The 13,638-nt window shown below is 65.0% G+C and carries 8 protein-coding genes; 3 read left to right on the forward strand and 5 right to left on the reverse strand.

All coding sequences use genetic code 11. The features are described from left to right. On the forward strand, window positions 1-84 hold an 84-nt coding region (locus tag AC56LK_RS23455), incomplete at its 5' end, for an IS3 family transposase (protein WP_497186378.1). A gap of 65 nt (window positions 85-149) precedes the next feature. Here the strand turns inward: AC56LK_RS23455 and purL are convergent. Continuing rightward, window positions 150-4,187 carry a phosphoribosylformylglycinamidine synthase gene (purL, locus tag AC56LK_RS23460; protein WP_497186870.1) on the reverse strand — a complete coding sequence of 1,346 codons (4,038 nt, stop codon included), beginning with the start codon at window positions 4,185-4,187 and terminating at the stop codon, window positions 150-152. A 187-nt stretch (window positions 4,188-4,374) separates the two neighbouring features. Here purL and AC56LK_RS23465 point away from each other — a divergent pair, with 187 nt between their 5' ends. Next, the gene (locus AC56LK_RS23465; protein WP_497186871.1) at window positions 4,375-6,003 is read left to right on the forward strand and encodes a tetratricopeptide repeat protein; all 1,629 of its coding nucleotides are present in this window, start codon (window positions 4,375-4,377) and stop codon (window positions 6,001-6,003) included. Window positions 6,004-6,008: 5 nt separating this feature from the next. On the opposite strand, the gene AC56LK_RS23470 is transcribed toward AC56LK_RS23465, so the two are convergent. Both AC56LK_RS23470 and AC56LK_RS23475 read right to left on the reverse strand, forming a co-directional pair. Next, window positions 6,009-6,272 carry a transposase gene (locus AC56LK_RS23470; protein WP_497186902.1) on the reverse strand — a complete coding sequence of 88 codons (264 nt, stop codon included), beginning with the start codon at window positions 6,270-6,272 and terminating at the stop codon, window positions 6,009-6,011. Between the two features lie 347 nt (window positions 6,273-6,619). Beyond that, entirely contained in the window at window positions 6,620-7,159 is a 540-nt protein-coding gene (locus AC56LK_RS23475) for an outer membrane beta-barrel protein (RefSeq protein ID WP_497186872.1), read from the reverse strand. Between the two features lie 365 nt (window positions 7,160-7,524). Between AC56LK_RS23475 and AC56LK_RS23480 the strand changes: the two genes are divergently transcribed. Next, window positions 7,525-9,030 (forward strand): retropepsin-like aspartic protease, encoded by a 1,506-nt coding sequence (locus tag AC56LK_RS23480; protein WP_497186873.1) that lies wholly within the window; start codon window positions 7,525-7,527, stop codon window positions 9,028-9,030. Between the two features lie 135 nt (window positions 9,031-9,165). On the opposite strand, the gene AC56LK_RS23485 is transcribed toward AC56LK_RS23480, so the two are convergent. Both AC56LK_RS23485 and AC56LK_RS23490 read right to left on the reverse strand, forming a co-directional pair. After that, entirely contained in the window at window positions 9,166-9,729 is a 564-nt protein-coding gene (locus tag AC56LK_RS23485) for a hypothetical protein (protein ID WP_497186874.1), read from the reverse strand. A gap of 257 nt (window positions 9,730-9,986) precedes the next feature. Then, on the reverse strand, window positions 9,987-13,607 hold the full coding sequence (locus AC56LK_RS23490) for a hydantoinase B/oxoprolinase family protein (RefSeq protein ID WP_497186875.1): 3,621 nt from the start codon (window positions 13,605-13,607) through the stop codon (window positions 9,987-9,989). Window positions 13,608-13,638: the final 31 nt, after the last annotated feature.

Consider the following 13,638-nt stretch of genomic DNA (forward strand, 5'->3'; position numbering starts at 1 on the left):
AGGTATTACAATAATGACCGCATCAAACTCAAACTAAAAGGCCTGAGTCCCGTGCAGTACAGGACCCAGGCCATGGGCGCTTAACGACTTAACGTCCAACTATTTGGGGTCAGTTCAATTCTCCGCCCACCCTACCAAAGCTCAGGTGGTTAACCCACCCACTTGCGCGCGTTACGGAACATGCGCAGCCATGGCGCCTCGTCCGGCCATGCATCCGGCGCCCAGGAGTGGACCACGGTGCGGAACACGCGTTCGCCGTGCGGCATCATGGCGGTGAAGCGGCCATCCTCGGTGGTGACGGCGGTCAGGCCGCCCGGCGAGCCGTTCGGGTTGAACGGATAGGTCTCGGTGGCCTGGCCGCGGTTGTCGATGTAGCGCATGGCTTTCACCGCCGCGTCGATATCGCCGGTCAGCGAGAAGTCGGCAAAGCCTTCGCCGTGCGCGATCGCGATCGGCGCCTGGGTGCCCGCCATGCCGGCGAAGAAGATCGACGGCGAATCGAGCACTTCGACCATGCCGAAGCGCGCCTCGAACTGTTCCGACTTGTTGCGGGTGAACTTCGGCCAGGCATGGGCGCCCGGGATGATCGATTTCAGGTTGCTCAGCATCTGGCAGCCGTTGCAGACGCCCATGCCGAAGGTGTCCAGGCGCGCGAAGAACTTCGCGAACTGGTCAGCCAGCTGCGGGTTGAACAGGATGGTCTTGGCCCAGCCCTCGCCCGCACCCAGCACGTCGCCGTAGGAGAAGCCGCCCACCGCGATCAGGCCGTGGAAGTCGTCCAGCTTGGCGCGGCCGGCGATCAGGTCGCTCATGTGCACGTCGATCGCGGCGAAGCCGGCCTGGTGCATCGTCCAGGCGGTCTCGATGTGCGAGTTGACGCCCTGCTCGCGCAGGATCGCCACGCGCGGACGCACGCCCGTCGCGATGAAGGGCGCGGCCACGTCCTCGCGCAGGTCGAAGCTCAGCACCGGGGACATGCCCGGATCGCTCTCGTCCAGGAGGCGGTCGTATTCCTGGTCGGCGCAGACCGGATTGTCGCGCAGGCGCGCGATGCGCCAGCTGGTCTCGCTCCACAGCCGATGCAGTGCGCTGCGTTTTTCGCTGTAGATGACCTTCGCGTCCCGGGTGAATTCGATCACGCCGCGGTCGTTCAGCTTGCCGATGATGTGGCTGCAGGCGCCCAGGCCCAGTTCGCGCAGCACGGCCATCACGGCCTGCTTCTCGTCCGCACGCACCTGCAGCACCGCGCCCAGCTCTTCGCTGAACAGGGCGCGCAGGGTCATCTCGTTGCGGCGCTCGCCCACCTGGGTCGCCCAGTTCTTGGCGTCGCCCCAGTCGGAAGCGTGCTCGCCTTCCATGGTGAGGATGTCGAGGTTGACCGACACGCCGGCGCGGCCGGCGAAGGCCATTTCGCACAGGGTGGCGAACAGGCCGCCGTCCGAGCGGTCGTGGTAGGCCAGCAGCTTGCCTTCCTTGTTCAGGCGCTGGATGGCGTCGAAGAAGGCTTTCAGGTCTTGCGGCGCATCGACGTCCGGCACGCTGTCGCCGATCTGCTGGGTCACCTGCGCCAGCGCCGAAGCGCCGAGGCGGTTCTTGCCGCGGCCGAGATCGACCAGCACCAGGGCGGTGTCGCCCAGGTCGGTGCGCAGCTGCGGGGTCAGCGAACGGCGCACGTCGGTCACCGGTGCGAAGCTCGACACGATCAAGGACACCGGCGAGATCACCGATTTATCCGCGCCCTCATCGTTCCAGGTGGTGCGCATCGACAGCGAATCCTTGCCGACCGGGATGGACACGCCCAGCGCCGGGCACAGCTCCATGCCGACCGCCTTCACGGTGTCGAACAGCGCGGCGTCCTGGCCCGGCTGGCCGCAGGCGGCCATCCAGTTGGCCGACAGCTTGATGTCGCCGATCTGGTCGATCGCGGCGGCAGCGATGTTGGTGATCGCCTCGCCCACGGCCATGCGGCCGGAAGCGGCGGCGTCGATCACGGCCAGCGGGGTGCGCTCGCCCATCGCCATCGCCTCGCCCAGGAAGCCCTCGTAGGACATGGCGGTGACGGCGCAGTCGGCCACCGGCACCTGCCACGGGCCGACCATTTGGTCGCGCACGGTCATGCCGCCCACGGTACGGTCGCCGATGGTGATCAGGAAGGACTTGTCGCCTACGGTCGGCAGCAGCAGCACGCGGCGCGCCGCTTCGACCAGCTCGATGCCGGTCAGGTCGATGGCCGGGAAGCTGTAGTTCACGTGCTCGACGTCGCGCAGCATCTTGGGCGGTTTGCCGAGCAGGACGTCCATCGGCATGTCGACCGGGTTCGCAGTTCCCTCACCGCCGGCTTCCGGATCGATCACGCGCAGCTGGCGCTCTTCGGTCGCAGTACCGACCACCGCGTACGGGCAGCGCTCGCGCTCGCACAGCGATGCAAATTTATCAAGGTCCATTGGCGAAATCGCCAACACATATCGCTCTTGCGACTCGTTGGACCAAATTTCCTTCGGCGCCATGCCGGACTCTTCGAGCGGCACCTTGCGCAGGTCGAACAGCGCGCCGCGCTTGGCGTCGTTGACGATTTCCGGGAAGGCGTTCGACAGGCCGCCGGCGCCGACGTCGTGGATCGAGATGATCGGGTTGTCCTCGCCCATCTGCCAGCAGCCGTTGATGACTTCCTGGGCGCGGCGCTCCATCTCCGGGTTGCCGCGCTGGACCGAGTCGAAGTCCAGGTCGGCGGTGTTGGTGCCGGTGGCCATCGAGGACGCGGCCGAGCCGCCCATGCCGATGCGCATGCCCGGGCCGCCCAGCTGGATCAGCAGGCTGCCGACCGGGATCTCGTCCTTGTGGGTGTGCGCGGCCGAGATGCTGCCGATGCCGCCTGCGATCATGATCGGCTTGTGGTAGCCGAAAACGGCGCCGGCCGCGCCGACGTTCTGCTCGTAGGTACGGAAGTAACCGCCCAGCACCGGACGGCCAAATTCGTTGCTGAAGGCGGCGCCCCCGATCGGGCCGTCGATCATGATCTGCAGCGGCGAGGCGATGCGCTCCGGCTTGCCGTAGACGGCGTCCACGCGGCCATTCGGGCCGGCGGTGACGTCGCTCGCGTTTTCCCACGGACGCTGGGCATCCGGCAACAGCAGGTTCGAGACCGTGAAGCCGGTCAGGCCGGCCTTCGGCTTGGCGCCGCGGCCGGTCGCACCCTCGTCGCGGATCTCCCCGCCGGCGCCGGTGGAGGCGCCCGGGAAGGGCGAAATCGCGGTCGGGTGGTTGTGGGTCTCGACCTTCATCAGGGTGTGCACCAATTCCGTCGACGGCGCGTATTCCTGGCCCTGGCGCGGGAAGAAGCGGGTCACGGTGCCGCCCTCGATGATCGAGGAATTGTCGCTGTAGGCGACCACGGTGCCGCGCGGGTTCAGCTGGTGGGTGTTCTTGATCATGCCGAACAGCGACTTGTCCTGCTTGACGCCGTCGATGATCCAGTCGGCGTTAAAGATCTTGTGGCGGCAGTGTTCGCTGTTCGCCTGTGCGAACATCATCAGCTCGACGTCGGTCGGGTTGCGCCGGGCCTTGGTGAAGGCTTCGTGCAGGTAGTCGATCTCGTCGACCGACATTGCCAGGCCCAGTTCCGTGTTGGCGCGCACCAGTGCCTCCCGGCCCTGGCCGATCACGTCGACGGTCTCGAGCGGACGGCCGGCGAGTTCGTCGAACAGGCGCTGGGCCTCGTCGGCGTTGCGCAGCACGGTCTCGGTCATGCGGTCATGCAGCAGTGCCGCGACGGCCTGCAGTTCCTGGTCGCCCAGCTTCTTCGGCGCCTTGAAGCCGGTGCCGAGGATGCCGCCCTTGAGCACGACGGTATAGCCGACGCCGCGCTCGATGCGGTGCACGTGGGCCATGCCGCAGTTGTGCGCGATGTCGGTGGCCTTCGAGGCCCACGGCGAGATCGTGCCCAGGCGCGGGATCACGAAGAACTCTTCGGTCACGCCTTCGTATAAAGTTTGCGCCGCCGGTTCGCCATAGGTGAGCATGGCGGTGAGGCGCTCGGTATCGTCAGTGCTCAGCGCTGCGCTGCTGTCGATGAAGTGGAAGAAGCGTGCCTGGACTGCCGCGATCGATGGTGCGACGGCTTGGAGTTGCGACAGGAGGCGTTGGCTACGGAAGGCGGACAGGGCATTGGAACCCGGCAGAATCAACATGGCTGAGAAGTTGGTTGATGCAGCGTCGCTGCTAGGGTGGAAGATAGCCCGCTATTATACAGCGTTGCATTCCTATCAGTGCCGGCCTTGTAGATCGGACATTTCTTGATCCTGCAGGAACTAATCGGTATTGTAGGGGCTAGATAACTACAACAGGTGCGCAGGCACCGAACAGGACGGAAGCGAGATGCAAGAGAACGCCAACCTCACGGTACTGATCGTCGATCCCAACCAGGGCATGCGCGGCAGCCTGCAGAACATGCTGAACCAGGCCGGCATCACCAAGATCGAATCGGCGGTCAACGCCAGCACCGCGATCAAGCAGCTCGCCAAGCGCAGCTACGACGTCATCCTCTGCGAGTACGACCTGGGCGGCGCGGGCGGCGACGGCCAGGACGGCCAGCAGCTGCTGGAAGACCTGCGCCACCACCGCCTGATCACCGCCTCGACCATCTTCATCATGCTCACCTCGGAGGGCGTGTACGACAAGGTCGTCAGCGCGGCCGAGCTGACCCCGACCGACTACGTGCTCAAGCCTTTCACGGTCGAGATGCTGAGCACCCGCATCAAACGCGCGCTGGAGCGCCGCACCGCCCTGCTCCCGGTCTGGCAGCTGGCGGCTCAGGGCAAGCCGGTCGAGGCGATCCGCGCCTGCGCCACCGCGGCCCTCGCCAACCCGCGCTATGCCCTCGACTTCCTGCGCCTGAAGGCCGAGCTGCACGTCTCGGTCGGCGAACACCTGGAGGCCGGCGCGATCTACCGCGACGTGCTGGCCGAGCGCCCGCTGGGCTGGGCCGGGCTCGGCCTGGCCCGCACCAGGCTCGCGCAGGGCGAGGTCGAAGAAGCGCGCGACACCCTGGAACAGCTGGTGCAGGCCAATCCGCGCCTGATGGCCGCCTATGACCTGCTGGCCCGTTGCCACGAGCGGCTCGGCGCCACCGCCGATGCGCAGAAGGTGCTGGAAGAAGCGGTGGCGATCTCGCCGCACATGGTGCGCCGCCTGCGCAAGCTGGGCGAGGTCGCGCTGGAAAACGGCGACGCCGAAGCCGCCGAAAAATCGTTCAAGCAGGTCGTGAACAAGGCGCGCTACTCGGAATTCCGCAATCCCGAAGACCACGTCAACCTGGTCAAGGCGATGGTCACGCGCGGCGACGTCGCGGGCGCCGGCGGCGTGATCCGCGACCTGGAACGTTCGATGCGCGGCAACGCCAACGTCGATGCCTGCAAGGCCTATTCGAACGCCCTGCTGCTGGAAAAGATGGGCAATGCCAGCGCGGCCGTGGCCGAGCTCTCGAACGCGGTGAGCGCGGCGCGCACCAGCAGCGGCCTGTCGCCCAACCTGAAGATCGGCCTGGCGCAAGCCTGCCTGGAACACCAGCTCGACGAGCAGGCCTCGAGCGTCATGATGAACGTCATGCACGACGCGGCGGGCGCGGTGACGGTGGACCAGGCAATTGGCGTGTTCGTGCGCGCCGGCCGGCCCGACCTGGCCGATGGCATGGGCGAGCAGCTGCGCGCGCAGGCCCAGATCCTGCTGGGGGTGGCCGACGAGAAGCGCAACATGGGCGACGTGCGCGGCGCGGTGCAGACCCTGCTCGAGGCGCTGCACATGGCGCCGGGGAACCAACAGGTCATGGTCGCGGTGGCCGGCGGCATCCTGCGCCAGGTGAACGAACTGGGATGGGACCACGCGCTGAGCGAAGTGGCGGCCGAGCAGATCGAGCGGCTGCGGGCCTTGGATGCCGGCCATCCGCGCCTCGCGGCACTCACCGAGGAATTCCAGCAGGCCAAGCGCAAGTACGGTATCTCGACTTAGAGCGCCTAACAAAACCATTCGACATACCGCCAACAGATGAGCAAGCAGGCAAGTGAAAGGAACGCCTGGTGGATGTCTGCTCGTCGCTCATGTCGTATGCGCAGTTTGCGAAAGCGGTGTAGCCAATCCAAGGTGCGCTCGACGACCCACCGCCATCGGCCGAGCCGTTCGCGCGGCTCTACGCCATAGCGCGCGATTCGAGCTGCAATGCCCCGATGGCGCAGCCAAGCCCGATGGGCTCTCGAAGCATACGCTCGATCGGCATGCAGCTTACCTGGGCGTTTTAGGGCGGCCTGCTAATCCTTTCACTGCCGGGACGGACTCTACCGGCGAGATGAGGAAACGCGAGTCGTGTACTTGCGCGCCTGAGATCTGAGCTACTAGCGGAAGCCCACGCTCATCCACCAGCAGATGATGTTTGCCTCCGAGTTTGCCGCGACCGGTTGGGTCTCGGCCCGAGTGCTCGCCTCCTTCGCGGTCGGCCATCTGAAGAGCTAACTGAGCAGGAATATTGCATGCGAAGAGTGCGCCGGGCTCACGCGCTTTCGCGCCCAAACTGGATGGAACCGGCCTGCCGGCGCGATGCTGGCAGGCAGGGCGGGTTCTGGCGCTTCGTTTAAAAACCGAAACGCACACCGGCCGAGATCAGCTTTGACTTGACCTCGTACGGATCACCCAATTTGCGGAAGTGTTCGTACTCGAGCACGGCCGAGACTGCCGGCGTGAACGCATACGACACGCCGGCGCCGAACATGGTGCCCGTCTTGTTGTCGCCAGCCCTGCGGCTATTGGCCACGCCTACTTTACCTAACAACGCAAAGTTCTGCGCCAACGGAAACTCGCCGGTGGCCGCCACATAGCCGGACCGCGGTTCCAGATTGCGGATCAAACCGGACAGGGGCAACTTCACTTCGCCATGCACCACATAGCCAGCCTCGACACCAAAGTTCGGAGTCAGCTTGTAGCCGCCGTAGAGCTTGTAGGCATCGTCGGTAGCGGAGGCCCGGGAGACGCTGTTCGGCGCCAGGCCCAGGTCAACGCTGGCATCCAGATCGGCACGGCCGATGTTGACGCCCAGGTAAGCTTGCGCCGCGCACGTAACGGATGCGAACAGAAGTGCCGCCGCCAGGATAGCATTCGTGATTGCTTTGATCATCTTTTCCCTCGTTGAGTAGGCGCTTCGACCACACGCGAAGCACGGTAAGCAGGATATATGATCGCAATAATGTCTAGAACATAACATTGCGAGTTCGTGGCGAATGAGCAACGAGGGCCTCATCAGGGCGCTTGCACACGACTGCCGCAAGATACGTCCGGGATTTGCTTCCATCGATCCACGCTTTTTTCGAAGGACCGCTTCTGGCCGATAGCCGCGCTCAGTTTACGACAGCTCTCGGCCCTAAGCGTTCAATCTGATAGTCTCGATATCAGCTCCTGGAGTTGTCGTTTTCCCGCATGTGTCGCTCGCACTGCCTCCGAGCTCGTCTTTCTGTTGGATTCCTTTGCACGTAGAATGAGCCCATGAATTTTGTTACCACAACACTACGCTTTTATGTTGGAGCGCTATTTGTCTGCCTGATTGCCGCGCCCTTGCATGCTGCGCCAGCCCAAACATCGTGCCAGTTTCTGCAGATAGCCCAAGTCCCGCTATATTACGCCGGTGCAGGTTTAGGCTTGATGATGACCGGCGAGATCAATGGCAAGAGAGCGACGATGTTGCCCGATACCGGATCCGGGCGTACCTACCTTACTCGCACCGGTATCCAAGGCCACGGCCTCAGTTTACGTGCGACCGGAGAATACGTCCAGGGTATCGCGGGGAAGTCGCGGCTGTACGATGCCAAGGTGGCCGAGTTTGCCGTCGGTCCGGTACGCGCCAGGAACGTGCAGTTAGCGGTGATTGGCGAGACCTCATTCACGCCACCGTTCGACGCGATCGCCGGCGCCGCCTTCCTGCTGCAGAGCGACCTTGAATTCTCGCTTGCCACCAAGGAGCTGCGGTTTTTCCGTCCGCAACAATGCGGCAGCACCTGGCTCGCCTACTGGGACCGGAACGCGAGCGTGATTCCCTTCCTCCCCCATGACGAGCTGACGCCAAACCCGCATTTTTCGGTGCACCTCAACGGTACCCGTCTTACCGCCATGATCGACAGTGGCGCATCGGTGACGACCATCACCAAGAGCGCGGCGTACCGCGCCGGCATCGATCTCAATGGCCCACATGCCAAGCGCGTGGCCAATTCACACGGCGTCGGACGCCGATCGGTGGCCAACTGGACTGTCAAGGCCGATACGTTCAAGGTAGGCGACGCCACAGTCCACAACCCCGAGTTCGACGTGATCGACGCCCAATTGAGCGTCGATGTACTCCTGGGCGCCGACTTCTTGCGCGCACACCGCGTGCTGTTCGCCATGAGCCAAGGCAAGCTCTACATTTCCTACCTCGGCGGAGAACCGTTCGATGCGCGGCGCGACGTCAGGCCCTGGATGCGCCAGGAAGCCGAGCTTGGTAACGCTGACGCCTGGTACACGATGGCAACCATGGCAACTTCCGAGCGCAGCAGGACGCGTGATGAGACGGCTGCGGCCCGCTACCTGGAACGCGCCGCAGCGCTGGGCCAGCGCGAGGCAAACCTGTCGCTGGGCGTGCAGCTATTGGTACAAGGAAAGTCCGAGCAGGCGATTGCACACCTGCGCACGACACTCGGCGAAGGACACACTGGACGGAATGGCGCTTTATGGCTGTACCTGGCGCAGCTCCGTGCCGGTGACGCGCAAGCCGGCAGCCAACTCCAGGCGCGCCTCGAAGGCTGGACCGACTGGCCGAGGCCGGCAGTCGATTACTTGACAGGTAAAATTGACAGCAACAAGCTGCTAGCGGTGTCCGATACTCCAGAGCGCGCTTGTTTCGCCGCTAACCTGGTGCAAATGCATGAAGGAATCTTGGGCAAACTTAACGGTACCCAACTGCCCAATGACTGCAAATCCTTGCGGGAAAAGTATGCGAGTGTGGAGGCGCCACTCTGATCGCTGATTCTCTACCAAGCGATCTCGGTCGATCAGGGGGGCAGTTTTCGACCTAAAGCGGACCTCACACGACGTGCAACGATGAATACTGCAGACAATGAAACGTTGAGTTTACGGGTTGTCGTCCCCCCAGAATTAAGGCTGTGTACCGCGAATGCAAAGAACTTCCTCAAGGTTCTTCTTCAGTTGTTCAGCCTTCTCTGCAGTAGGCGCGTATTGGACAGCTAGTTCAGCAGCGGCCTTGGCTTCCACCTTTCTGTCCAGCGCGTAAAGCACGTGAGCCTCTTCTAGTCGTGTAAGCCAATTGCCTGGCGCATGGCTGAGTGAGGGGGACAAAGTTTCAAGCGCACGTTCACTTTCGCCAAGTCGAAGTAGCTGGTCTGCGAGAAAGTAACGCGCAACGATGATCGCCGGGGATCCTTCTGGCTGGCCCTGTGCGATTTCAGTCTTCAAAGATTTTTCCAGCTGGTTGGTCGCCTGATCACGCCACCCAAGTTGGTTAAGTACACACGCGTACTCACCGTAGTACTGCGCTAGCCTGTAATGTTGTGGGTCAGCTAAAGGAATGGCTTCTTCGTACAGCAGCCGAGATTGCTCATGCCGGCCAGCTTGCCAGTGGTCAAAAGCTTCTGCTGCAAGTTGCGATGCTTTCGCTTGATCGATCATAGGTTCCAGACGCTTGTTCTTGTAACTGAACATGTCGCACGGGTTGATTGCTTTTCACGATAAGTAGCGTGCGGTCAAAATCGTCCGCAGTACCAGGGTCCGCTCTTGGCCGATCTCGGCCCTCGATCTCAGCATAGTAGGTCACCGAGCCCGAAAAATCGCAGGCTATCACGAAGGACCGGATCCGACCCAAAGCAGACTTCAACTAACCCGGCACTTGCTGCGATCTTCGTCGACCAGGGACTTGCACGACGTGTCGATGGGACGGGGCCGGTCCGGCTTCGCTTCGTTTAAGGACCAGTCGCGCCGTAGCCGCCTCCCCCGGGCGTCTCGATGACGAACAGATCGCCCGGCTCCATCCCCACCTTGCCGATATGGCCCAGAGTCTCGACCGTCCCATCCGCGCGCAGCACCGTATTCCGCCCACGCTCGCCCGGCTCGCCACCCGCCATGCCGAAGGGCGCATGGACGCGGTTGTTCGACAGGATCGCCGCCGTCATCGGCTCCAGGAAGCGGACCTTGCGCACCCCGCCGTTGCCGCCGTGCCAGCGCCCCGCCCCGCCCGTCCCGTGGCGGATCTCGTAGCTCTCCAGCCGCACCGGGAAGCGGAACTCCAGGATCTCCGGATCGGTCAGGCGTGAGTTGGTCATATTGGTCTGCACCACGTCGGTCCCGTCAAAGCCCGGGCCCGCGCCCGAGCCGCCGGAAATCGTCTCGTAGTACTGGTAGCGCGCGTTCCCGAAGGTGAAGTTGTTCATCGTGCCCTGCGCCGCCGCCATCACGCCCAGCGCGCCGTACAGCGCGTTGGTGATGCAGGTCGAGGTCTCGACGTTGCCCGACACAACCGAGGCCGGATAGTGCGGGTTGAGCATCGAGCTTGGCGGGATGATCGCCTTCAACGGCTTGAGGCAGCCGGCATTCAGCGGAATCTCGTCGTCCACCAGGGTGCGGAACACGTACAGCACCGCCGCCATGCAGACCGCGGACGGCGCGTTGAAGTTGTTCGGCAGCTGGCTGGAGGTGCCGGTGAAATCGATCTCCGCGTTGCGGCCGTCCCGGTCGACCCGGATCGCCACCTCGATGCGCGCGCCGTTGTCGAGCGCATAGCTGTAGCGGCCATCCTTCAGTGCCGAGATCACGCGCCGCACCGCTTCCTCGGCGTTGTCCTGCACGTGGCCCATGTAGGCGCGCACCACGTCCAGGCCGAAGTGCGCCACCATCTTGTGCAGTTCCTCGACACCCTTCTGGTTGGCCGCCACCTGGGCGCGCAGGTCGGCCATGTTCTGGTCCGGGTTGCGCGCCGGGTAGCGCGCCTCCGTGAGCAGCTCGCGGGCCTCGGCCTCACGCAGCACGCCGTCGGCGCCGTCCACCAGCTTGAAGTTGTCGATCAGGACGCCCTCCTGCTCGATGTGCTCCGAATCCGGCGGCATCGAACCCGGGGTGGTGCCGCCGATGTCCGCATGGTGGCCGCGCGAGCCGACGTAGAACAGGAGGTCCGGCTCCCCGGTGTCGACGCCCGCTTCGTCGAACACCGGTGAGATCACGGTCACGTCGGGCAGGTGGGTGCCGCCGTTGTAGGGGTCGTTCAGCACGTAGACGTCGCCGGCCTTCATGCGGCCGGCGTTCTTGCGCATCACGGTCTTGATGCTCTCGCCCATCGAGCCGAGGTGCACCGGCATGTGGGGCGCGTTCGCCACCAGGTTGCCGTCGGCATCGAAGATCGCACAGCTGAAGTCGAGGCGCTCCTTGATGTTCACCGAATAGGCCGTGTTCTGCAGGCGCAGGCCCATCTGCTCGGCGATCGACATGAACAGGTTGTTGAAGATCTCGAGCATGACCGGATCGGCCGTGGTGCCGATCGCGCGCCGCTCGGGCAAGGCCTCCACGCGCCGCAGCACCAGGTGGTTGTGCGGCGTGACCTCGGCCTGCCAGCCCGGCTCCACCACCGTGGTCGCATTCGCTTCGGCGATGATGGCCGGCCCGCGCACAATGTCGCCCGGCTTGACCGCATCGCGCAGGAACACGCCGGTGTCGACCCAGGCGCCCCCGCTGAACATGCGCACCCGTTCGTCCGGCGCCGGCTGCGCGCCGCCCGAGCCGCCCTGGGCCGCCGCCTCGACGGGCGCATCCGAGCGCCCGATGGCTTCCACCGACACCGCCTCGACCACCAGGGCGTGGCTCGGCATCAGGAAGGAGTAGCGGCGCTTGTAGGCCGCCTCGAACGCGGCCTGCATGGCCTCGACCTCGCCGAAAGGCACGACGATGGCCGAGTCCGTGCCTTCATAGCGCAGGTGCACGCGCTCGACCAGTTCGATCCGGTCCGGCGCAACGCCCTGCCCCAGCAACTGCCCGCGTGCGTTCGCGCCTAGTGCGGCGAGGCGCACAGCCAGCGCGTCACGGCCAGCCTCCGGCAGCCGCAGCTCGACGGCCTGTTCGCGCATCGCGGTCTGGTCGGCCAGGCCCATGCCATAGGCCGACAGCACGCCGGCCAGCGAATGGATGAACACCGTCTTCATCCCGAGCGCATCGGCCACCTGGCAGGCGTGCTGGCCGCCGGCGCCGCCGAAGCTGGTCAGTGCGTAATCGGTGACGTCATGGCCGCGCTGCACCGAGATCTGCTTGATCGCATTCGCCATGTTGCCGACCGCGATCTGGATGAAGCCTTCGGCCACCTCCTCGGGCGCCGGCCGGCTGCCGGTGGCCGCGCCGATCCGGTCTGCCATCGCGGCGAAGCCGGCGTGCACGGCGTCCAGGTCGAGCGGCTGGTCGCCGCTGCTGCCGAACAGGCGCGGGAAGTGCCGGGGCTGGATCTTGCCGAGCATGACGTTGCAGTCCGTGACCGCCAGCGGGCCGCCGCGCCGGTAGCTGGCCGGGCCGGGATTGGCGCCGGCGCTGTCGGGGCCGACGCGGTAGCGGGTGCCGTCGAAGTGCAGGATCGAGCCGCCGCCGGCCGCCACGGTGTGGATGCTCATCATCGGCGCGCGCATGCGCACGCCGGCCACCTGGGTCTCGAACAACCGCTCGAACTCGCCCGAGAAATGCGAGACGTCGGTCGAGGTGCCGCCCATGTCGAAGCCGATCACGCGCTCGAAGCCGGCCAGCTGGCTGGCGCGCACCATGCCGACGATGCCGCCCGCCGGTCCGGACAGGATGCTGTCCTTGCCCTGAAAGGCCCGCGCGTCGGTCAGCCCGCCGCTGCTCTGCATGAACTGCAGGTTCACGCCCGGCAGCTCGCCCGCCACCTGGTCGACGTAGCGGCGCAGGATGGGCGACAGGTAGGCGTCGACCACGGTGGTGTCGCCGCGCGCCACCAGCTTCATCAGGGGGCTGACTTCGTGCGACACCGACACCTGGGTATACCCGATCTCGCGCGCGATGCGGGCGGTGGCCGCTTCGTGGGCCGTATAGCGGTAGCCGTGCATGAAGACGATGGCGAGCGAGCGCAGGCCCTGGTCATATGCGCCCTGGAGTGCGCTGCGCGTTGCGGCTTCGTCCAGCGGCACGACCACCTCGCCGTGCGCGCCCATACGCTCGTCGATCTCGATGACCGCGCGGTACAGCAGTTCGGGCAGCACGATGTGGCGGTCGAACAGGCGCGGACGGTTCTGGTAGGCGATGCGCAGCGCGTCGCGGAAGCCCCGGGTGATCGCCAGCACGGTGGCTTCGCCCTTGCGTTCCAGCAGCGCATTGGTGGCGACCGTCGTGCCCATCTTGACGGCTTCCACCTGCGCCACTGGGACCGGCTCGCCGCCGGCCAGGCCGAGCAGGTGGCGGATGCCGGCCACCGCCGCGTCGCGGTAGTGCTCGGGATTCTCGGACAGCAGCTTGTGCGTGACCAGCTGCCCGTCGGGCCTGCGCGCCACGATGTCGGTGAAGGTGCCGCCACGATCGATCCAGAACTGCCAGTCCATGTGTTTACTCCCGACGGGTCAATCAAAACGT

The sequence above is a fragment of the Telluria sp. ZB4P36 genome (assembly GCF_059685865.1).